Consider the following 20,878-nt stretch of genomic DNA (forward strand, 5'->3'; position numbering starts at 1 on the left):
CGTGGCCCGGACGGTACGGTCCCGTCCGGGCCACGGGGTTTCCCGGTCCGGACAGGCCACGAGGCGCACCGGTGGGTTTCCCGGTCCGGACGGGCCACGAGGCGCACCGGTGGGTTTCCCGGTCCGGACGGGCCACGGAGTGTGCGGGTCCGGACCGGCCGCCCCGGCTCCGCCCCGCACTCCCCGACCGGTGCGGTCGGGCGGCAGCACGGCGGCTTCCGGCATGGCGTGCGGGACCTCCGTGCCGTGGGACGGCCTGTGCGGCTGCCTCCCGGAGACGGGCGGGGTCAGTACGGCCCGTGGGTCCAACGGCCGGCCGTCATCGTGGCGTGCACCGGCATCGCGCGCAGGGTGTCCGGGTCCGCCGTCAGCGGATCCACGTCCACGACCACCAGGTCCGCGGGGTCCCCGACCCTGATGAGCCGGCGTCCGCGGGCCGCCGCGGCCAGTGCGTCCCGTACCGGCAGGCGCTGTTCCGGGTGCCCGGCGGGGCGGTCGTCGTCGGTGCGGGCCACGGCCGACGCGATCGCGAGCCAGGGGTCGAGCGGTGAGACGGGGGCGTCCGAGCCGAACTCCAGCCGCGCCCCGGCGGCCAGCAGGTCGGCGTACGCGAAGGCACGGCCGGTGCGCCCGGCCCAGTACCGGTCCGCGACGTCACGGTCGTCCGTCGCGTGCCGCGGCTGCACCCCTGCCGTGACGCCCAACTCCGCGAAACGCGGCAGGTCTTCGGGGCCCAGCAGCTGCGCGTGCTCGATCCGGCCGCGGCAGCGCACGGCCTCGAAGGCGTCCAGGGCGACGGTGTCGGCCCGGTCGCCGATGGCGTGCACCGCAGGCTCGATGCCGTGGGCGGCGGCCCGGCGCATGAGCCGTACCAGCTCGTGCGGGGCCGTCTGCTCGATGCCGTGCGAGCCGTCCGTGCGCTCCAGACCCGGGTAGGGGTCGCGGCACAGCGCGGTACGGGTGTTGAGCGAGCCGTCGGTGAAGAGCTTGAGCGGGCCGACCCGCACCAGGCCGCCGGACGCGCCGATTTCGGATCCGGTGCGCAGTCCGCGGGCCACGGCCGCGTCCAGGTGGCTCGGGTAGACGGCGGCGGACACCCGTACCGCCGACGCCTGCCGTGCCGAGCGCCGCTCCCAGGCGCCCCCGGTGTCGCCGTGCACCGGCCACCCGGTCCCGGCCGTCACGGCCGCCGGTCCGCCCGCGGAGCCGGGGCGCGGTCCGCTGATCGGAACGGCACATGACGGACCACGTCCGCCCTTTCACTCTGGTCATCCAGACATGAACAAAGGGTCTGGGCGCCGCCGGCCGATCAACCGGCGGCCGCAACACGGGGAACGGGGAACGCCCCATGGCCTGGAGCGGCCGGCGGGCGCGCACGAGCCGCTCCACGAGAGCGCGCACCGCGCCTTGATCGCCGTGCACTTGACCGACACCACGAAAGGAGGCTGCGCCAGGTGTCCACATGCCGCGGAATCGACCTCTCCGTCTATCAGGGAGCCCAGGACTGGAAAGCCCGCGCGGCGGAGGGCGTGGTCTTCGCCTTCGCCAAGGCCAGCGAGGGTGAACACACCCACGACCAGCGCTTCGCCCTGCACATCACGGGCATCATCGAGGCCGGGCTCGTCCCCGGCGCCTACCACTTCGGCTGGCCCAACCAGGACGTCGCCACCGAGGCCGCCAACTACGTCGCCGCCGTACGGCCGTACGCCCGCCGGGGCTTCGTGCACTGGCTCGACCTGGAACGCAGGCCCGACGGCGCGAACTACGCGGGGACGACGGCGGCCGGGATCCGGGCCTACGCCACCGCCTGGACCGCCAAGGTGCAGGCCGCGTTCCCCGACCAGCGGGTCGGCGTCTACACCTCGGCGAGCGACCTGGCCGCCGGCCACGCGCCCGCCACCGTCCCCCTCTGGTACCCCGCCTATCCCTGGCCGGGAGCCGCGACCTACGCGCAGGCCGAGGCGCATCCGAAACCCGGCCCGTCCGGCAGATCGCCGCTGTTCTGGCAGTTCACCTCCACCCCCCTCGACCGATCCATCTGCTACCTGAGCGAGTCCGCGCTGCGCGCGTGGGCCGCAGGAACGGAGACAGACATGGCGCTCACCACGGACGACATCGACAAGGTCGCGGCCGCGGTCGTCGCGAAGCTGGTCGCGGGCGGCGGTGTGCTGGAGACGCAGGACATCAGCAACGTCGCGTCGGCCACCGCGAAGGCGGTCCTGACCATGGACGGGGTGATCGCGGCCCCCGCCGACGCCCCGGACGCGAAGACCAACCAGTACTGGGCCCTCCAGTCCTACGTGAAGGACACCAACGCCCGCCTGCGGCTGATACAGGCGACGGAGGCGGCGCAGAGCGCGGCCGTCGCCCAACTCACCACCGCCGTCGCGGCGTTCGACAAGTCGATCGACGTCGCCGCGCTGGTCGCCTCGGTCACCGCGGCGATCGAGGACGCCGTGCGCAAGGTCGTCATCCACCTCGACCCCGCGTCCTGACGTCCCGGACAGGCCTCTCATGAACCTCTTCACCAGTTTCATGCGCACCGTCGTGCCGATCGTGGCCGGACTGGTGCTGACCCTTCTGGTCCACATCGGCGTCCAGTTCGATTCGGCGTCCGTGGCGAGCGTGGTCACCACCGTCCTCACCGGCGCCTACTACACGGTCTTCCGGCTCCTGGAGAACCTCGCCCTGAAGATCCACTCCCGGCCGCTCGCCACCGTCGCCGGCGTCCTCCTCGGCTGGGCGACCCCGCCCGACTACCCGACGACGGAGCACCGAACGGCACCCGCGTCCGCACCCGCGCCGGCCACGGACGGCAGGGCGTGACCGCGCGCCGGCCGTAAGCCGCCGAGCCGACCGCCGGGCGCGATCCCCGCGCAGAAGGCGGAATCGCCCCCCGGGCCCCCGGGCCCCCGGCCCCCTGGCCCCCTGGCCCCCTGGTCCCCTGCTGCGCCATGCCCTGCACGACGGCGGCGAAGCAGAGGGCCAAGGCCCGGGTGTCGGTCCCCTCGGGGAGCGACACCCGGGCCTTGGCACTCTTCAGGTGATGCGGGCGCCGATCACATGCCCGATCCCGAAGACGGCCGCGGCGGCGAGGGCGCCCACGAAGAGCTGGCGGGCCCCCGAGGCCAGCGGGGCCCGGCCGTTGAGGACGCCGATCACCCCGCCGACGGCGAACAGGGCGCTGCCGGCCAGGGCGACGGCGAGCAGCAGGGCGGCCGTTCCGGAGAGGAAGAGGTAGGGCAGGACGGCCATCAGCGCGCCGACCGCGAAGGAGGCGAGGCTGGACAGCGCAGCCGACCACGGCGAGCCCAACTGGTCCGGGTCCAGGCCGAGTTCCTCGCGGACCATGGTGTTCAGGGCGGTGTTATGGTCCCGCATGATGGTCGTCGCGACATGCCGGGCGTCGTCCGCGTCCAGTCCCTTGTCCCGGTAGACCCGCACCAGTTCCGCCTCCTGCGCGTCCGGGTCCGCGTGCAGCTGGTCGGCCGCGACCGCTATCTCCCGCTCGTAGGCCTCGCGTTGGCTGCGCATGGAGATGTACTCGCCTGCGGCCATGGAGAACGCTCCGGCCAGCAGTCCCGCGACCCCGGCGAACAGGACCGCCGTGCCCGGAACGCCGGACCCGGCGAAGCCCATCACCAGGGCCGTGTTGGAGACCAGGCCGTCGTTGACGCCGAACACGGCGGCGCGCAGTGCGCCGGAGCGGTCGCCGCGGCGCGTCCGCTCGCCACGGTCGGCCGCGCGCCCGCCGGCCTCCTCGGCGGAGATCCCGGTCCCGACGCCCACCGTGCCCGGGTGAGCGGGATACGTCTGCTCGGATGAGGTCAGCGACATCGCAGTACTCCGATCCTCGATGGCCGTTATCGCCGATGATGAATACCGGCCCTCCGGTCATTCACCGTCGTACCTACCAACGCGCGGGGAGTTCTGCTCTATCCCGTTTGGGATGGATGGTCGTAGATGTTCGTTATCTCCAGAGGAGATAGGTCGTCGCTCCGGCGGTGCCCGGCGTGACTCCCGTCCGCGGCCGTGATGGCATACCGGCATGGAGTTGCGGGAGTTGCGGGCGTTCGTGGCGGTGGTGGAGGAGGGCGGCCTGTCGGCCGCCGCCCGGCGGCTGCATGTGAGTCAGCCCGCGCTGTCCCAGACGATCAGCGGACTGGAGCGGCAGCTGGGGGTGCGGCTGCTGGTGCGCGGGAGCAGCGGGGTGACGGCCACCGAGGCCGGGATCGCGCTGGTGGGCGAGGCACGGGCGGTGCTCGCCCGGCACGACCAGGCGGTGCGGCTGATGGCCGGGTACGCCGGTCCCGGCGGCGGGGCGCTGCGCATCGGGATCCCCCTGGAGCTGCCGCCCGGCCTGCTCGACCCGGCGCTCGCCGAACTCGCCGGGGCCCATCCGGAGACCCGGGTGCAGGCCCGGCACCTGTCCACGGCCGAGCAGCTGGCCGCGCTGCGCGCCGGTGAGCTGGACGTCGGCTTTCTGCGGGAGCGGCCGTCCGGCCCGGAGTTCGACGCGCTGCTCGTCGTACGGGAGAAGCTCGGCGTGCTGGTCGCCGCCGAGCAGGCCGCCGAACTCGCCGGGCCCGACGGCATTCCGCTCGACGCGCTCGGGGCCTTGCAGTGGGTCGGGTTCCCGCGCGCCGGCAGCCCCGCCTGGTACGACGAACTGACCGCGGTCCTGCGCGGCCATGGCCTCGATCTCGGCCCCGAGGCCCCCGAGGGGCAGACGCTGATCGCCGACGTGAAGCTGACCGCGGTCGCCTCCGGGCAGGCCTTCGCGCTGGCCCCGCCGGGCTGGCAGCAGCCGCTTCCCGACCGGGTGACCTGGTCGCCGCTGGTCGGGCAGCCGCTGGTGCGGCGTACCTGGGTGGTGTGGCCGGCCGACTCGCGCCGCCGGGATCTGGGCCGGTTCATCGCCGCACTGGACCGGTCGGTGCGGGAGTAGCAGGGGGCGGGGGCCGAGATACGGGCGCGGGCGCCGCCGAGGACCGTCGGCGCCCGCACTCCCCCTTGTGCGTCAGACGGCCGTACGGCCGCCGTCGACCGGCAGGATCGCGCCCTGCACGAAGCCCGCCGCGTCGCTCACCAGGTAGGCGATCGCCTCGGCGATCTCGCGCGCCTCACCGGGCCGGCCGGCGGGCGCCTGTGCGGCCAGGGCGTCCAGGTCGTCGCCCATGGCGGCCGTGCCCTCGGTGCGGGTCGGGCCGGGCTGCACGGCGTTGACCCGCACCCCCTGCGGGCCGAACTCGGCGGCCCACGCCTTGGTCAGCAGGTTGACCGCCGCCTTGCTCGACCCGTACAGCGCCATCCCCGCGACGCCGTACTCGGCGACCATGGTGCTGACGTTGACGATGGCGCCCTGCCCCCGCTCGGCCATGGCCGGGGCGAGCTCGCCCACCAGGTAGAACGGCGCCTTCACATTCAGGTCGTAGACGGCGTCCACCTGGTCGGCGGGCATCCGCGCCGTCGGCCCGAAGGGGAAGACGCCGGCGTTGTTGACGAGGATGTCGACGCGGCCGCCGCCCAGCGCGGTGGCCTCGCGGGCCAGACGCCGTACCGAGTCGGCGTCCCGCAGGTCGGCCGCCAGGAAGTCCGCCTTGCCGCCGCGCTCCCGGACGGCGGCGACCACCTGCCCGCCGCGGTCCGCGTCCCGTCCCGCGACCAGTACATGCGCCCCCCGCTCGGCGAGCAGTGTCGCGGTCGCGGCGCCGATACCGCTGGTCGCGCCGGTCAGCAGGGCCACGCGTCCGGTCAGATCAGCAGAACTCATGAGGTGTCCTTAAAGTATGGAAAGTGGGGCGAATCCATCGTCCCGCCGCCTCGTCCGTGAGGCGACGGGAGTCCACAGCGGCCGGAGCGCCTCCGCGATTCCGTTCTCCCCATCGGCGGATCCGATGGCCGCCATAAGCAAGCGGCCAGAGGCGGCGCGCTTATGGCGGCCATCCACCGGGCGCATGGCCGGACCGCGATCAACCGCACACGTCCCGCGGTTACCTGACCCGTACGGCTCGGGCCCCGCGGCCCGGAACAGTCCGGACCGGCACCGATCGCCATGTGAGGCAGCAATGAGCGAACCGAACACAGAACGGAACGCGGAACGGAACGCAGAAGCGCACACAGCGCCGAGCGAAGCACCGGGCGCGACCGAGGACGGCGGCACGTACGACGTGATCGTCCTGGGTGCGGGCCCGGTCGGGCAGAACGTCGCCGACCGGGCCCGGGCGGCCGGGCTCTCGGTGGCCGTCGTGGAGCGGGAACTCGTCGGCGGCGAGTGTTCCTACTGGGCCTGCGTCCCCAGCAAGGCCCTGCTGCGGCCGGTCCTCGTGGTCGCCGACGCCCGCCGCGTGGACGGTGCCAGGCAGGCCGTCACCGGACGGCTCGACGACGCCGCCGTCTTCGCCCGCCGCAACCGGTACGTCACCGACTGGGACGACAGCGGCCAGGCGCTGTGGGTCAAGTCCATCGGCGCCGACCTCTTCCGCGGCCACGGCCGGCTCGACGGGCCGCGCCGGGTCACCGTCACCCGGGACGACGGCGCCCGGCAGACCCTCGTCGCCCGGCACGCGGTGGCCCTCGCCACCGGCAGCCGGCCGGCGCTGCCCGCCGTCCCGGGGATCGAGGAGGCCCGGCCCTGGACCAACCGGCACGCCACCGACTCCAGTACCGTGCCCGGCCGGCTCGTCGTGGTCGGCGGCGGCGGGGTCGGCGTGGAGATGGCGACGCTGTGGCAGGGGCTCGGGTCACGGGTCACCCTGCTCGCCCGGCGGCGGCTGCTCCCCCGCATGGAGGCCTTCGCCGGCGAACTGGTCACCCAGGGGCTGACCGAGGCCGGCGCGGACGTACGGATCGGCGTGCAGGTGACCGCGGTGCGCCGCCCGGACCCGGACGGGCCGGTGACGCTCACCCTCGACGACGGCGGCGAACTGGAGGCCGACGAGGTCCTGTTCGCCACCGGGCGTACCCCCGGCACCGACGACATCGGCCTGGAGACCGTGGGCCTGACCCCCGGGTCCTGGCTGGACGTGGACACGACCTGCCTGGTCGACGGGGTCGAGGGGGCGTGGCTGTACGGCCTCGGCGACGTCAACCACCGCGCGCTCCTCACCCACCAGGGCAAGTACCAGGCGCGGACCGCCGGTGACGCCATCGGCGCCCGTGCCGCCGGGCGGCCGCTGGACGACGGGGACTGGGGCGACCACGCCACGACCGCCGACCGGCACGCCGTCCCCCAGGTCTTCTTCACCGACCCGGAGGCGGGCGCGGTGGGCCTGACCGCCGAGCAGGCGGCCGCCGCCGGGCACCGCGTCGAGACGGTCGACCTCGACCTCAACGCCGCCCAGGGCGCCAACCTCTACGCCGACGGCTACACCGGCCACGCCCGGCTGGTCGTCGACGTCGACCGGGACGTGCTGCTCGGGGTGACCATGGTCGGGTCCGGGGTCAGCGAACTGCTGCACGCGGCCACCGTCGCGGTCGCCGGCGAGGTCCCGCTGAAACGTCTCCGGCACGCCGTCGCGCCGTTCCCCACGATCAGCGAGATCTGGGTGTTCCTCGTCGCCGCGTACCGACGGCAGCGGGAGCAGACGGACGCGGGCTGACGACCCTGCCGACCGCGGGCTGACCACCCCGCCGACCGCGGGCTGACCATCCCGCCGACCGCGCGGGCCGGCGCCGGGCAGGGTCCGGCAGGCCCGGAGCACCGGCTCCGGACGGCCGCCGGGAGACACCGGGAGACACCGGGACAGGCCCCCGCCCGAGGCCCACGACAGAGCGGGCGGCCGCATGGCGGCTACCGGAAGCCGACCGCCGCCCGGACGGTGGTGCCGACCTGCTCGGCGACCTTCTCGGGGCTGGACGCGTCGAGCTTGCCGTCGAGGTGCAGGAACGCCAGCCCGTGCACCAGCGCCCACACCGCGGTCGGCAGTCCCTCCCGGTTCCCGCCGGGAAAGGTCTTCCGGACGAGGGTGTCGACGTATGCGGAGAGTACGGCGGTCGCCTCGACGCGTTCGGCACTGCCGGGGTCGCAGGGCTCCGCGAACATCGCCCGGAACAGGGCCGGGTGGTCGAGGGCGAACCGGACGTAGGCCACGGCGACGTCGACCAGGTCGTCGGGGGTCGAGGGCGCGGGATGGGCGGCCGCGAGGCTTCCGGCGAGTTCGCGGTAGCCCTCCGCGGCGACGGCGGAGACCAGTGCGTCGCGGTCCGCGTAGTGGCGGTAGGGGGCCGTGGGCGAGACCCCGGCCCGCCGTGCCACCGCCCGCAGCGACAGCGCCCCGCTGCCGTCCTCCTCCAGCAACTCCCGGGCGGCGCGCAGGCAGGCGGCCCGGAGATCGCCGTGATGGTACGAGTCACTCGGTGGTGGCATGGGGCACCCTCGGGGAAATTTGCGCTGCTGACATGACCGGCCCGATGCGATCGCCGTACACATCATGGGCGCCGCCCATATTTTACGGCCGGGGCGAGAAGCCCCCGGATGCCGAGCCCCAGCCCCCGCTCCCGCTCCCGCTCCGGCTCTCGCTCCCGCTCCCGCTCCCGGTGACGAGGGGCCGGTCTCACACCGCCAGCGCACACACCACCGACGGGACGGCCGCCGTGGCGACCGGTTCGCCGAGGGCGCCCGAGTCCAGGACCGGCAGTGCGGCCAGGGTGCCGCTGTGCTGGTTGGCGACGAGGAGACGGCCCGGGACCGCGGTCAGACCGCGCGGCCAGCTGCCGCCGCTCCGCGTCTCGCCGATCGGCACCAGGGTGGTGCCGTCGACACGGAAGGCGGCCACGGTGTCGGCGCCCCGGTTGGTGACCCAGACGGACCCGCCGGAGACGACGATCCCGCCGGGCTGGTTGGGCACCCCGGCGGCCGTGGCGGGCACCCGGGACAGCTCGGCGAGGGTCCCGGTCTCCGGGTCGTAGCGATGGCAGGTCACCGTCGAGGAGAGTTCGTCGGCGCTGAACACCAGGTCGCCGGCGGGCGAGAACGCGAGGTGCCGGGGCCCGGAGCCGGGCCGCAGCCGGTTCACGGCCGCGCGGTGCAGGGTGCCCCGCGCCGGGTCCAGGCGGTAGGTGAACACCGCGTCGGCGCCGAGGTCGGTGGCGAGGACGAACCGGCCCGCCGGGTCGACGAGGACCTGGTGGGCATGGCTGCCCTCCTGCCGCCCGGCGACCGGCCCGGAGCCCTGGTGCTCGGCCACGTCGGTGCGGCCGGTGATCCGGCCGGCCGCGTCGAGCCGGTGCACGGCGACGGTGCCGGGCAGGGTGTCGGTGCCGTAGTTCGCCGTCAGCAGCCAGTCGCCGCCGGGGTGGACGGCGAGGTGGCAGGGGTTGGCGCCACCGCTGCCGACGGGCGCGCCGAGGGCGGTGACCCCGGCGGCGCCGACGGCGAAGGCGGAGACGGCCCCCTCGGTGGACTCATGGGTGGTGTAGACCACGGGGAGGTTCGGATGGGCGGCCAGGAACGAGGCACCGCTCGCGGGAACCGGCGGTGCCTCGGTGGTCAGCACCGGGCCGGCCAGGCGCAGCGGGGTGAGGCCGACGCCTTCACCACCGGTGTCGGGGGTGTAGGAGCCGGCGAGAACTGTGAGCATGGGTGTTCCTCGGGTCGGTCAGCGCAGTACGTGGGTCGAGCGCGGTATGCCGGTCGGCGCAGTACGTGGGTCGAGCGCGGTATGCCGGTCGGCGCAGTACGTGGGTCGAGCGCGGTATGCCGGTCGGCGCGGTCGCGGGTCGAGCGCGGCACGTCGGTCAGCGCAGTCGCGGGTCGAGCGCGGCACGTCGGTCAGCGCAGTACGTCGTCGTGGTGGTCGAGAAGGGCGAGTTCGGTGCGCCGGGGCAGGCCCTCCCAGTCCCCGGTGGTGGCGACGGCGAACGCGCCGAGCCGGGCGGCGGTGCGCAGCCGGCGCTCCGGCGGTTCACCGGCCAGCAGTTCGGCGAGGTAGCCGGCGACGAAGGCGTCCCCGGCCCCCACGGAGTCGTGCACGCGCACGGGCAGCGCGGGCTGCCGGTAGGGCACCCCGTCCAGGAGCGCGTACGCCCCCTCGGCTCCGAGTTTCACCACGGCACCGGCCGGCCCCAGCTCGCAGAGCCCCTTGGCGAGTTCCTCGGGCTCGCGCAGGTCGGGCACCGCGAGCCGGGCCTCGTGCGGCCCCGCGAACACCAGGTCGCTGTCGCGCAGCAGCGGCAGGACGGCCCGCCGGGCGTCCTCCTCGCTCCACAGCAGGGAGCGGAAGTTGATGTCGAAGGAGACGAGGACACCGGCGTCCCGGGCGATCCGCACCGCACGCCGGACCGCGCTCGCGGGGGCGTCGCCGAGAGCCGGGGTGATCCCGGTGAGGTGCAGGACCGCGGCGCCGGCGACGACCTGCTCCGGGATGTCCTCGGGCGCGAGCCGGACCCCGGCGGTGGCGGTGCGGTAGTAGCGCATGCGGTGGTGGGTGCCGGTGCGCCGTTCCTTCAGGAGGAGCGAGGTCGGTGCGGGGTCGCGGACGGCCAGCGCGGTGACGCCCTCGGCGCGCAGCTCGCGCAGCACGAGTTCGCCGAGCTGGTCCTCGCTGACCCGGCCGATCCAGGTGGCCCGCCCGCCGAGCCGGCTCACCCCGACGGCGACGTTGGACTCGGCCCCGGCGACCCCGAGGCGCAGCGCGGCGCCCACGGCGAGGGGGCCGGGCTCGGCGGCGGAGAGGACGGCGAGGGTCTCGCCCACGGTGACGAGGTAGGGCTGCTGCGACGCCTCCGGGGCATGCGCGTCGTTGGCGGAACCGTTCACAGGTCGCCCTTCCCGGCCCGCGGCGCGGGCCTGACCGTCTCCAGCAGGGCGCGTGCTCTCCCGGTGAGCGCGTCGAGGGCGGCCGGGTCGCCGGGGGTGCGGTCCGCGCCGCGCAGCAGCGGGTTGCCGACGCCCACGGCACGGGCTCCGGCGGCGATGTAGTCCGCGGCCTCGCCGAGGCCCACGCCGCCGACCGCGACGAGCGGGATCTCCGGGAGCGGCGCGCGGAGTTGCCGCAGGTGTGCGGGGCCGCCGGTGCAGGCGGGGAAGAGCTTGACGGCGGCGGCGCCGGCCCGCCAGGCGGCGGCCACCTCGGTGGGCGTCCAGGCACCGGGATAGAAGGCGACTCCGAGGTCGGCGGAGGCACGGACGACCTCGGGTTCGACGTTCGGGGCGACCAGGAACTGCGCGCCCGCGGCCACCGCGTCCCGCAGGTCGGCCCGGGTCAGGACGGTACCGGCGCCGACCGCGACCGTGGAGCCCAGCTCCTCGCGGATCCGGGCGAGCGCGTCCAGGGCGCCCGCGGTGGTGAGGGTGACCTCCAGGCAGGTGATACCGCCGGCGGCGAGCGCGCGGGCCACGGCGGGCAGCCCGGTGGCGTCGGCGGAGCGGAGGATGGCCATGGCGCGGGTGTCGGCCAGCTGGGGGGTGAGGGCGGGGCGCAGGGTCACTTGACCGCTCCCGCGGACATGCCGGCCACGACCTGGCGCTGGAAGAACACGAAGATGACCAGCAGCGGCAGCACCCCGAGCAGGGCGGCCGGGAACAGGGTGGTCGGCTGCACGGTGTGCGGGTCGATGAAGGAGTAGGCGTTCACCATGACGGTGCGCTTGCCCGGGTCCTGGAGGAACACCAGCGGCACCAGCAGGTCGTTCCAGATCTGCAGGGCGACGAACGTTAGCAGGGTGCTGGTGACCGGCCGCAGCAGCGGCAGCACCACGACGAAGAAGGTGCGGAAGGCGCCGCAGCCGTCGAGCGCGGCGGCCTCCTCCAGGTCGACCGGGATGGCGCGGATGAAGCTGGTGTAGAAGAACACGGCCAGCGGCAGGTTGATCGCGGTGTAGATGAAGACGACGCCCGCGTAGGTGTCGAGCAGGTTCATGTCCCGCATCAGCAGGTACAGCGGCGCCACCACCACGAAGACGGGGATGGAGGTGCCGAGGATGAACAGCCGGTACACCGTCGTCGACCAGCCCGCGGTGATCCGGGCCAGCGGATAGCCGGCCAGCGAGCCCAGCACGGTGATGCACACGCACGAGAGCCCGGTGATGAGAAGGGTGTTGAGGGTGCTCGGCCCGTAGTGGATCTGGGTGAAGGCGTCGCTGAAGTTCTTCAGGGTGAAGGAGTGCGGGATGCCCAGCGGGGCGCGGGCGACATCGGCCGCGGTGCGCAGCGAGGTGACGACCGTGAAGAGGAACGGCAGCACGAACAGCACGGTGCCCAGCCACAGCAGGGCGGTGCCCAGGCCGCTTCCCAGGCGGCCCGTCCGGCGCGGCTTCCGGGGACTGGTGAGGTGCGCGGTTGCTGGAAGTCGGGAGGTCTCAGAGGTCATGGTGGCGATCCGTCCGGTTCGATCAGGTGCGGTACGACGTCACGCGGGCCGACGTCAGGGGCGTACGACGTGACGGGCGCCGTCAGATGCGCCGTTCGCGCAGCCTGAGCAGGGAGTTGGTGGCGCTGGACAGGACGACCACGGTCACCAGGAGCAGCACCGACAGCGCGACGCCGAGGGCGAACTTCCCGCCGCCGAAGATGTTCCGGTACACCAGCAGGGTCAGGGTGTCGGTGGCGCCGGCCGGGCCGCCGTTGGTCAGGACGAGCGGGAACTCGAAGACCTTCAGCGAGCCGATCAGGCTGAGGGTGACGTTGACGGTGAGGGCGGGGGCGAGCAGCGGCCACTCGATGCTGCGGAACCGCCGCCAGCCGCGGGCGCCGTCCAGGGCGGCCGCCTCCAGCAACTCGGTGGGCATGTTCATGTAGCCGGCGAGGAAGATCGCGCACGAGTAGCCCGTGAACATCCAGATGTTGACGGCGGCCACCGCGTACAGCGCGGTGTGCGGGTCGCCCAGCCAGACGTGCTGGAGGCTGCCGAGGCCGACCGCGTCGAGCAGACCGTTCAGCCCGCCGCCGGGTGCGAGGAGGTACGACCAGATGAAGGCGGCCATCACCGGGGAGATCAGGGTCGGCGTCAGCAGGACGACGTTGAGCGCCTGCCGGACCCGGGGCCGGCGGAACAGCATCGACGCGAAGAGCAGCCCGAGGCCGTTCTGCACGACGACGACCACCAGGGCGTAGAGCACGGTGTGCCACAGGGCCGCCGAGACGGCCGGGTCGTCCGCCATGGCGCGGTACTGCTGGAGCCCGACGAAGTGGGCGACCGGGCCGCCGAGGCTGTCGGTGAAGCTCAGGTACAGGCCCCGGACCAGCGGATACAGCATGAAGACGCTGTACACGGCGATCGCCGGGAGCAGGAAGGCGGCCATGGTGGCGCGCCGGCGGTGGAACACAGGGATCGATCCTCCTGGGCCAGGGGCCGCGGTGAGGGCGGGCGGAAAGAGGCGGGGAAGCGGGCCGCACCCGCACCGCGGCGGTCCCGGGACGGGACTGGGCGGCCGGTCTACTTGGCGGAGGCCGCCGTCTGGATGTCCTTGAGGGTCTGCGCCTCGGAGGCCTGGCCCAGCAGATAGGCCTGGATCTTGGAGCCGACGGTGGTCTCGGCGGTCGCGCCGTACCAGGAGTTGGACGGCAGGACCCGGTAACGGCCCTCGCCGAAGGCGGCGTTGAAGGTCTTGGTCTCCGTGGCGTCCGGGGTCGTACCGCCGGTGAACGGGGACTCGGCGTGTTCGGCGTCCAGGTACTTGGCGAGGTTCTCGCTCTGCGACCAGAAGTTCACGTACTCCTTGGCCGCGTCGGCGTGCTGCGACTGGGAGTTGACGCCCCACATGGTGCCGGAGAAGAGCATCGCGTTGGGCTTGGTGCCGGCCGCGCCGCCCGGCCAGGGGGCGAACTGGACCGGGAAGCCGGCCTTGGCGACGTTGGAGACCTGCCAGGCGCCCTGGTACCAGAAGGCGCTCTTGCCGGCGCTGAAGTCCTGCGGGCCCTGCGACCACTCGTCGACGCCGAGCTCGTTCTTCCAGCTCACGTACCCCTTCGCCTCAAGGGTCTTGAGCTGCTCCAGCGAGGACTTCCAGTCGGTGCCGAAGGAGGTCTTGCCGGCCAGGAAGTCGGCGTCCCACTGCTTGTTCTTCTGGTAGACGAGCGTGGAGCCGATCGCCTGGAAGGTGGAGCTGCCGGTCCAGCCGGACTTGTCGGGCAGCGCGATCGGGGTGATGCCGGCCTTCTTGACCTTGGCGAGGTCGGCGAGGAACGTCGGCCAGTCCGCGGGGACTTCGGTGATGCCGGCCTTCTTCAGCAGGTCCATGTTGGCGTACAGGCCGATGCCGATCAGCTCCATCGGCATCGCCAGGACCTTGCCGTCGCTGGTCGCGAACGGCTTGGCGGAGTCGGAGATGTTGCCCGCCCAGGACTCCTTGGAGAGGTCGGCGAGGTAGCCGGAGGCGCCCCACTTGTTCATCTTGTCCGTGTCGACCATGATCACGTCGCCGGCCTTGCCGCCCAGCAGCTCGGGCTGGAGCTTCTGGGTGTAGGTGTCGTTCGCGGTGATGTACTCGAAGTCGACCTTGATGTCGGGGTGGGCCTTCTCGAAGGCCTTGTTGATCTCCGCGACGTTCGCGGGCTCCGCGCCGCCGCCCTTCCACGCCTCGACCTTGATGTGCACCTTCCCGTCCGCGGAGGACGAGCCGGAGCCACCGCCACAGGCGGCGAGCGTCGTCGCCAGGGCGGCGACCGTGGTGGCGACTGCGAGCAGTCTCCCGGAGCGCTTCATTGCACACCTCACCCATTCGTCGGCACGGGCCGACATCTCATTGTTGATTGCAGGACGACCAAGGCTGGTCGATATTTCGAACCAGGTCTGGGATTACGAACACAGTGGGGGGAAGCGGGGGAGCAGGAGAGGGGGACGTCGGACGGTCGGACCTGTCGGGTTTCGCACGGTCCGGAGGGTCGGGCCGGTCGGGGTTTCGAACCGGTCGCCGATGGCGAGTTTCAGCCCTGTCGTTTCGGTCGGGTCTGCATGGATATATCACTGATATCCACTTGAGGAAACCGGTTGACCAAGACTTCGGCGAACGCTAGGTTGCGGCGCCAGAAGGTGTCAAGAGGCCAAACACAACAGACCGCTTGGAGGAATCCCAGTGCCCGATCAACCAGTACGGGCCAGGCTGGTGGATGTCGCCAGAGAAGCCGGCGTCTCCAAGGCGACCGTGTCCAAGGTGCTCAACGGACGCCAGGACCTGTCCGTCCGCCCCGAGACCAGAGCGCGCATCCACGAGGTGGCCGAGGCCCTCGGCTACCGCCCGCACTCCGGCGCCCGCGCCCTGGCCGGCGCGAGCACCCACGCCCTGGCCCTGCTGGTGCCCTCCCTCGGCAACCCGACCTACGTCACCATCTCCCGCGGCGCCTACCAGCGCGCCCGTGAGCTGGGCTATCTCTCCCTGCTCGCCGAGGACTTCGACGGGCAGGAGGCCGACGAGACCTTCAACGACCTGGTCAAGGAGGGCCGCGTGGACGGGCTGCTGATCGCCTCCGCCCGCCCCGGCCATCCGCTGCTGGAGACGCTGCGCCGCAGCCCCGTCCCGCATGTGTTCCTCAACCGCGCGGTCGAGGGCTCGGGACGCAACGTCACCATGGACGTGGCCCGTTCCAGCGTCACCGCGCTCGACCACCTGCACGAGCTCGGCCATCGCGTGGTGGGCCACATCGCGGGGCCAGCCGGCATCACCCCCAGCGAGGAGCGCAAACAGGCGTTCCTCGACCGCGCCGGCGAGCTGGGACTGCTCGCCGTGCCGGTCGCCTCCGGTGACTTCACCGAGGAGGGCGGCGCCGTGGCCGCCCGCGCCCTGCTCGCCCCCACCGACACCCGGCCCCGGGTCACCGCGCTGTACACCAGCTCGCTGGCCCAGGCGATCGGCGCCCTGCACGCGATCGGCGAACTCGGCCTGCGGGTACCGCAGGACGTCTCGCTGGTCGGCAACGACGACCTGCCGGTCGCCGGCTACCTCACCCCGCCGCTCACCACGGTCGCGATGCCCCTGTACGACCTGGGCACCGCAGCCGTCGACGCCCTGGTCGCCGAGATCGAGGGCAAGTCACCCGGGGACGTGGTCGTCCCCACCGAGCCACGGCTGGTCCGCCGCGGCTCCACCGCTCCCCCGGCCGAGCCGGGCGGAAGACCCGACTGACGAACCTAACGGGATGACCGAGCCGCCGGTCGCACCGAGAGGAACCCCATGAGCCGCACCATCGCCACCCGCTTCGCCGGGCGCACCGCCCTGCTCACCGCCGCCGCCTCCGGCATCGGCGCCGCCACCGCCCACCGGCTGGCCGGCGAGGGCGCGTCCGTCCTGGTCACCGACGTGGACGAGGAGGGCGCCGCCCGGGTCGCCGAGGAGGTCCGCGCCAAGGGCGGCGACGCCCGCCACCGCGCCCTGGACGTGACCGACCCCGAAGCCTGGCCGCACGCGGTCCGGGCCGCCGAGCAGTGGACCGGCCGCCTGGACCTCCTCCACCTCAACGCCGGCCGCAACCTGCCCGGCGCGATCCACGAACTCGACGACGCCTCCTGGCACAGCCATCTGCGCCTCGCCCTCGACTCGGTCTTCTACGGCTGCCGCGCGGCCGTACCCCTGCTCTCCGCCGCCCGCGGCGCGATCGTGATCACCTCGTCGGTGCACGCGGTCCTCGGCTTCAGCGGCTTCCCCGCCTACGCGGCCGCCAAGGGCGGAGTCACCGCGCTGGTACGGCAGTTGGCAGTGGAGTACGGCGGCCGGATCCGCGTCAACGCGGTCGTCCCCGGGGCCGTGGACACCGGCCTGTGGGTGAACGCCCCGGCCGACTACCGCGACCGGACCGCCGCCCGCACCCCGGTCGGCCGCATCGGCGAACCCGAGGACATCGCCGCCGCCGTCGCCTTCCTCGGCTCCGCGGACGCGGCCTTCATCACCGGCCAGAACCTGGTGGTGGACGGCGGCCGCAGCATCAGCGCCCACGAGTAACGCGCAACTCCCCTTCCTCGTACGTCACCACCCCGGGCCGCCGTGCCCGCGGACCCGGAGGTCCCGCACCATGAAAATCACCGGATACGAGCTGTTCTTCGTCGAGCCGCGCTGGCTGTTCCTGCGCGTCGACACCGACGAGGGCATCTCCGGCTGGGGAGAACCCGTCGTCGAGGGCAAGGCGCACACCACCGCCAAGGCCGTCGAGGAGATGTTCGACTACCTCCTCGGTCAGGATCCGGCCCGTATCGAGGAGCACTGGCAGATGCTCGCCAAAGGCGGCTTCTACCGGGGCGGCCCGGTGCTCAGCAGCGCCCTCGCCGGCATCGACCAGGCCCTGTGGGACATCGCCGGCAAGACCCACGGCGTCCCCGTGCACCAGCTCCTCGGCGGCCATGTCCGCGACCGCGTCCGCATCTACGGCTGGCTGTACGGCGAGACACCCGAGGAACTCGCCGAGTCGGCGGCGGACCAGGTGGCCAAGAGCCTGACGGCCGTGAAGATGAACCCCTGCGCACAGCTGGAGCCGCTGGCGACACCGGCCGCGATCGCCGCGATCGTGGACCGGGTGACGGCGGTCCGCGAGGCGATCGGCCCCGACCGGGACCTGGCGCTGGACTTCCACGGCCGGTTCAGCGGAGCGATGTCGCGGCGCGTGCTCCCGTTCCTGGAACCGCTGCTCCCGATGTTCGTGGAGGAACCGGTCCTGCCGGAGTTCACGCGCGACCTCGGCGAGGTCGTCCGCGCCACGTCCATCCCCATCGCCACGGGCGAACGCCTCTTCTCCCGCTGGGACTTCCGGGACGTCCTCGGCGACGGGATCGCGGTGGCCCAGCCCGACATCAGCCACGCGGGCGGCATCTCGGAGACCCGCCGGATCGCTGCGCTGGCGGAGACCTACGACGTCCTGGTCGCCCCGCACTGCCCCCTCGGCCCCATCGCCCTCGCCGCGAGCCTCCAACTCGACTTCGCCGTCCCGAACTTCCTGATCCAGGAACAGTCCCTGGGCATCGGGTACGGCGACAGCAGCGGCCTGCTCGGCTATCTGGCCGATTCCTCGCCGTTCGAGGTGAAGGACGGCTACATCGACCGGCTCACCGGGCCCGGTCTCGGCATCGAGATCGACGAGACGGTGATCAGGGAGGCGGCGGAGAAGGGCCACCGCTGGCGCAACCCGGTATGGCGGAACAGGGACGGTTCGCTGGCGTCCTGGTAGCGACGGCAGTGGGGCGGCTGCGGCCCGGTGGGGGTTGTTCGCGCAGTTCCCCGCGCCCCCAAGAAAGGTGGGCCCACTGGTCCTGCCTAAAAGGGGCGCGGGGCTGTATCGATTTGCGGCTCCGCCGCGTGGGCGCGACAAGCCACAGCGCACCCGCACCCGAAAACGGTCCCGCACCCCCTGTTGTTCTGCCCCCACAGATTCCGGACGGGTCCGCGGCAACGGACCCGCCCGGCTTTCGGAGGACACTCACTCTCACCAAGGAGCGCCGCAATGAAGCGTCGCAGATCAACCGCGAGTCCGGCCAGTCGAACAGCCCGCGTGCTGACTCTTCTGGCCACCCTCGCCGGAGCCCTGCTCGTCCCGGCCACCGCCGCACACGCGGCCGGCACCACCTACTACGTCGACTGCTCGGCCGCCGCCAACGGCACCGGCACCCAGTCCAGCCCCTGGAACGCGGTCGGCAGCGTCAACGGCACCACCTTCACCGCAGGCGACAGCATCCTGTTCAAGGCCGGCACCACCTGCACCGGCCAGCTCTCCCCGGGCGGCTCGGGAGCCTCGGGCAGCAACATCTCGATCGGCTCCTACGGCTCCGGCGCCAAGCCGGTCGTCGACGCGGCCGGCGCCACCGGCGCGGTCATCAAACTGCTCAACCAGCAGTACTGGGACATCGGCGGCCTGGAGCTGATCGACAACGCCTCCTCGCCCGCCTACCGCTCGGGCGTGCTCGCCGAGAACAGCTCCGGCGGCGTCCTGCACCACATCCGCGTGCACGACATGTACATCCACAACATCGCGGGCTACGGCGGCGGCTGGTACTCCACCAACGCCGGCGTCGGCGTCCAGACCGACCACACCACTCCGGTCTCCACCTGGGACGACGTCGTCGTCGAGAACAACACCTTCGACCACGTCGACCGGATCGCGGTCGCCGTCACCCCGGACGGCGACGGCCAGGGCACCGGTCTGACCACGAACACCGTCATCCGGGGCAACACGATGACCTACGACGGCGCCGACGACATCCTCGTCGTGAAGAACGACGGCGCCCTGATCGACGGCAACAAGGCGGGCTACGGCGGCGCCAAGTCCACCTGCCCGCCGTCCGGCCAGTACTGCAACGGCGCCTCCGCCGGTATCTGGATGTCCGGCAGCAGCAACACCGTCGTCCAGAACAACGAGGTCTACTGCCACGTCAACGGCGCCGACGGCACCGGCTTCGACGTGGACTGGGGCAACCACAACACCACGTTCCAGTACAACTACAGCCACCAGAACCTCGGCGGCTTCCTGCTGGTGATGCCGCCCTTCACCATCGCCAACGAGCCCACCTCGACGGTGCCCAGCGACGGCACGGTGGTGCGCTACAACATCAGCGAGAACGACGGCAGCAACTCCGGCTGCCCCACCTCCGGCACCCAGACCCACGGCGCCGGAGTCCTGCACTTCGTGGGCGGCGTCCCCAACCAGAGCGGCAGTTCCTCCGCCGTCCCGCTCTTCTACAACAACACATTCTCCGTCCGGGACGGCCTGAGCACCCCGATCCTGTACTCCCGCGCCGGCACGTCCATCAGCGGCGCCCTGTCCTTCCAGAACAACGCCGTCTTCAACTACGGCTCCGGCAACTACTTCACCACCACCGGCACGTCGACCTACTCCAACAACCTCTTCTACGGCAACCACCCCTCCCGTGAGCCCGCCGACGCCGCGAAGGTGACCGCGGACCCCGAGTTCCGCAACCCGGGCAACACCAACACCTCGTCCTCGTACACCGGCAAGAACGCCTACCAGGTGCACGCGTACTCCCCGGTGATCCGGGCCGGCACGGTGATCAGCTCCAACGGCGGCTACGACGCCTTCGGCAACGCCGTCTCCGCGACGGCCGCCCCCAACATCGGCGCGTACAACGGCACCGGCGGCAACCTGCTCTCCAACGCGGGCTTCGAGACGGGTGCGTTGAGCCCCTGGACCCAGGCCAGCGGCAACTCGTCCTCCGTGACCGCGGCCAACTCCCGCACCGGAGGCTACGCGCTCACCACGACCGCGAGCAGCAGCGGCGCCAACCAGGCCCTGACCGGCCTCAGCCCCGGCACCACCTATCTGCTGACCGGCTGGGCCAAGGTCGCCACCGCGGGCGAGACCCTCGCGATCGGCGTGAAGAACTTCGGCGGGACCGAGACGTACACCAACATCGCCACCACGTCCTACAGCCAGGCGGCGGTGCTGTTCACCACCGGGTCGTCGAGCACCACGGCCACCGTCTACTGCTGGAAGAACGCCGGCGGCAGCGGAGCGGGCTACTGCGACGACCTCGCGGTGGAGCCCCTGTCCTCCGCCGCCAACGCCGTCACCAACCCCGGCTACGAGACCGGCGCCCTGACCCCCTGGGCCCAGTCGACCGGTACGGCGTCCAGTGTGGTCGCCTCCAACGCGCGCTCCGGCACCTACGCGCTCCAGACCGGGGTCAGCGCCAGCGGCGCCATCCAGACCGTCAGCGGTCTCACCGCCGGCGGCACCTATCTGCTGGTCGGCTGGGCCAAGGCGGCCACCGCCGGTGAGGAGGTCGCGGTGGGCGTGAAGAGCTTCGGCGGTACGGAGACGTACCTGCGGACCTCGACCACGTCCTACGCCCAGCAGCCCGTCTTCTTCACCACGGGCGTCTCCACCACCTCCGCCGGTGTCTACTGCTACAAGAACTCCGGTTCGGCGGCCGGTTACTGCGACGACTACTCACTGATCAAGCTGTCGTAACGACAACGCCCGGGGGCGGGCCGGATCCAACCG

At 72.6% G+C, this 20,878-nt stretch carries 17 protein-coding genes and 1 pseudogene; 8 read left to right on the forward strand and 10 right to left on the reverse strand.

The annotated features are described in order from the left end of the window. Positions 1-287: 287 nt before the first annotated feature. Positions 288-1,154, reverse strand: a pseudogene (locus SSP29_RS32220) (amidohydrolase family protein); the annotation flags it as partial. Positions 1,155-1,454: 300 nt separating this feature from the next. On the opposite strand from SSP29_RS32220, the gene SSP29_RS59285 reads away from it, so the two are divergent. Together SSP29_RS59285 and SSP29_RS32230 are read left to right on the forward strand one after the other, a co-directional pair. Beyond that, positions 1,455-2,495 (forward strand): glycoside hydrolase family 25 protein, encoded by a 1,041-nt coding sequence (locus SSP29_RS59285; RefSeq protein WP_089104373.1) that lies wholly within the window; start codon positions 1,455-1,457, stop codon positions 2,493-2,495. A 19-nt stretch (positions 2,496-2,514) separates the two neighbouring features. Next, positions 2,515-2,826, forward strand: coding sequence for a hypothetical protein (locus SSP29_RS32230; protein ID WP_089104374.1), 312 nt, complete (start codon positions 2,515-2,517; stop codon positions 2,824-2,826). 213 nt (positions 2,827-3,039) lie between these two features. Here SSP29_RS32230 and SSP29_RS32235 read toward each other — a convergent pair whose 3' ends face one another. After that, positions 3,040-3,837, reverse strand: a complete 798-nt coding sequence (locus SSP29_RS32235; protein ID WP_089104375.1) for a VIT1/CCC1 transporter family protein — start codon at positions 3,835-3,837, stop codon at positions 3,040-3,042. Positions 3,838-4,048: 211 nt separating this feature from the next. On the opposite strand from SSP29_RS32235, the gene SSP29_RS32240 reads away from it, so the two are divergent. Beyond that, complete coding sequence (locus SSP29_RS32240; protein WP_089104376.1) at positions 4,049-4,948, forward strand: LysR family transcriptional regulator; 900 nt, start codon at positions 4,049-4,051, stop codon at positions 4,946-4,948. Between the two features lie 72 nt (positions 4,949-5,020). Here the strand turns inward: SSP29_RS32240 and SSP29_RS32245 are convergent, their stop codons facing one another. Beyond that, a complete protein-coding gene (locus tag SSP29_RS32245) occupies positions 5,021-5,773 on the reverse strand; it encodes an SDR family NAD(P)-dependent oxidoreductase (RefSeq protein ID WP_089104377.1) in 753 nt (250 codons plus the stop codon). Between the two features lie 295 nt (positions 5,774-6,068). Here SSP29_RS32245 and SSP29_RS32250 point away from each other — a divergent pair, with 295 nt between their 5' ends. Next, positions 6,069-7,601, forward strand: a complete 1,533-nt coding sequence (locus SSP29_RS32250) for a dihydrolipoyl dehydrogenase family protein (protein WP_089104378.1) — start codon at positions 6,069-6,071, stop codon at positions 7,599-7,601. Between the two features lie 191 nt (positions 7,602-7,792). Here the strand turns inward: SSP29_RS32250 and SSP29_RS32255 are convergent, their stop codons facing one another. The 7 genes from SSP29_RS32255 to SSP29_RS32285 all read right to left on the reverse strand — a co-directional run bounded on the left by SSP29_RS32255 (position 7,793) and on the right by SSP29_RS32285 (position 14,645). Beyond that, positions 7,793-8,368 (reverse strand): TetR/AcrR family transcriptional regulator, encoded by a 576-nt coding sequence (locus SSP29_RS32255; RefSeq protein ID WP_089104379.1) that lies wholly within the window; start codon positions 8,366-8,368, stop codon positions 7,793-7,795. Positions 8,369-8,555: 187 nt separating this feature from the next. Then, positions 8,556-9,581 (reverse strand): lactonase family protein, encoded by a 1,026-nt coding sequence (locus SSP29_RS32260; RefSeq protein ID WP_089104380.1) that lies wholly within the window; start codon positions 9,579-9,581, stop codon positions 8,556-8,558. Between the two features lie 191 nt (positions 9,582-9,772). Beyond that, entirely contained in the window at positions 9,773-10,759 is a 987-nt protein-coding gene (locus SSP29_RS32265; RefSeq protein ID WP_089104381.1) for a sugar kinase, read from the reverse strand. Then, a complete protein-coding gene (locus SSP29_RS32270; protein ID WP_089104382.1) occupies positions 10,756-11,430 on the reverse strand; it encodes a bifunctional 4-hydroxy-2-oxoglutarate aldolase/2-dehydro-3-deoxy-phosphogluconate aldolase in 675 nt (224 codons plus the stop codon). Before SSP29_RS32270 ends, SSP29_RS32265 begins: the two co-directional genes overlap by 4 nt. After that, positions 11,427-12,311 carry a carbohydrate ABC transporter permease gene (locus tag SSP29_RS32275; RefSeq protein ID WP_150135321.1) on the reverse strand — a complete coding sequence of 295 codons (885 nt, stop codon included), beginning with the start codon at positions 12,309-12,311 and terminating at the stop codon, positions 11,427-11,429. Before SSP29_RS32275 ends, SSP29_RS32270 begins: the two co-directional genes overlap by 4 nt. 82 nt (positions 12,312-12,393) lie before the next feature. Next, positions 12,394-13,266, reverse strand: a complete 873-nt coding sequence (locus SSP29_RS32280) for a carbohydrate ABC transporter permease (protein ID WP_089104383.1) — start codon at positions 13,264-13,266, stop codon at positions 12,394-12,396. 110 nt (positions 13,267-13,376) lie between these two features. After that, positions 13,377-14,645, reverse strand: coding sequence for an ABC transporter substrate-binding protein (locus SSP29_RS32285; protein WP_089104384.1), 1,269 nt, complete (start codon positions 14,643-14,645; stop codon positions 13,377-13,379). A gap of 370 nt (positions 14,646-15,015) precedes the next feature. Between SSP29_RS32285 and SSP29_RS32290 the strand changes: the two genes are divergently transcribed. The 4 genes from SSP29_RS32290 (at position 15,016) to SSP29_RS32305 (ending at position 20,845) form a co-directional block, all read left to right on the forward strand. Next, the gene (locus SSP29_RS32290; RefSeq protein ID WP_150135323.1) at positions 15,016-16,062 is read left to right on the forward strand and encodes a LacI family DNA-binding transcriptional regulator; all 1,047 of its coding nucleotides are present in this window, start codon (positions 15,016-15,018) and stop codon (positions 16,060-16,062) included. A gap of 48 nt (positions 16,063-16,110) precedes the next feature. Continuing rightward, complete coding sequence (locus tag SSP29_RS32295) at positions 16,111-16,875, forward strand: SDR family NAD(P)-dependent oxidoreductase (RefSeq protein WP_089104385.1); 765 nt, start codon at positions 16,111-16,113, stop codon at positions 16,873-16,875. Positions 16,876-16,945: 70 nt separating this feature from the next. Continuing rightward, on the forward strand, positions 16,946-18,091 hold the full coding sequence (gene dgoD, locus SSP29_RS32300) for a galactonate dehydratase (RefSeq protein WP_089104386.1): 1,146 nt from the start codon (positions 16,946-16,948) through the stop codon (positions 18,089-18,091). A gap of 321 nt (positions 18,092-18,412) precedes the next feature. Then, positions 18,413-20,845, forward strand: a complete 2,433-nt coding sequence (locus SSP29_RS32305) for a carbohydrate binding domain-containing protein (protein WP_245883321.1) — start codon at positions 18,413-18,415, stop codon at positions 20,843-20,845. Positions 20,846-20,878: the final 33 nt, after the last annotated feature.

The organism is Streptomyces hyaluromycini (genome assembly GCF_002217755.1).
Classification (GTDB): Bacteria; Actinomycetota; Actinomycetes; order Streptomycetales; family Streptomycetaceae; genus Streptomyces; species Streptomyces hyaluromycini.

Coding starts and splice junctions, on each gene's coding strand:
- SSP29_RS32245 (WP_089104377.1), bottom strand. CDS start 5,773: ATGAGTTCTGCTGATCTGACCGGACGCGTGGCCCTGCTGACCGGCGCG.
- SSP29_RS32240 (WP_089104376.1), top strand. CDS start 4,049: ATGGAGTTGCGGGAGTTGCGGGCGTTCGTGGCGGTGGTGGAGGAGGGC.
- SSP29_RS32235 (WP_089104375.1), bottom strand. CDS start 3,837: ATGTCGCTGACCTCATCCGAGCAGACGTATCCCGCTCACCCGGGCACG.
- SSP29_RS32260 (WP_089104380.1), bottom strand. CDS start 9,581: ATGCTCACAGTTCTCGCCGGCTCCTACACCCCCGACACCGGTGGTGAA.
- dgoD (WP_089104386.1), top strand. CDS start 16,946: ATGAAAATCACCGGATACGAGCTGTTCTTCGTCGAGCCGCGCTGGCTG.
- SSP29_RS32250 (WP_089104378.1), top strand. CDS start 6,069: ATGAGCGAACCGAACACAGAACGGAACGCGGAACGGAACGCAGAAGCG.
- SSP29_RS32295 (WP_089104385.1), top strand. CDS start 16,111: ATGAGCCGCACCATCGCCACCCGCTTCGCCGGGCGCACCGCCCTGCTC.
- SSP29_RS32230 (WP_089104374.1), top strand. CDS start 2,515: ATGAACCTCTTCACCAGTTTCATGCGCACCGTCGTGCCGATCGTGGCC.
- SSP29_RS32285 (WP_089104384.1), bottom strand. CDS start 14,645: ATGAAGCGCTCCGGGAGACTGCTCGCAGTCGCCACCACGGTCGCCGCC.
- SSP29_RS32255 (WP_089104379.1), bottom strand. CDS start 8,368: ATGCCACCACCGAGTGACTCGTACCATCACGGCGATCTCCGGGCCGCC.
- SSP29_RS32275 (WP_150135321.1), bottom strand. CDS start 12,311: ATGACCTCTGAGACCTCCCGACTTCCAGCAACCGCGCACCTCACCAGT.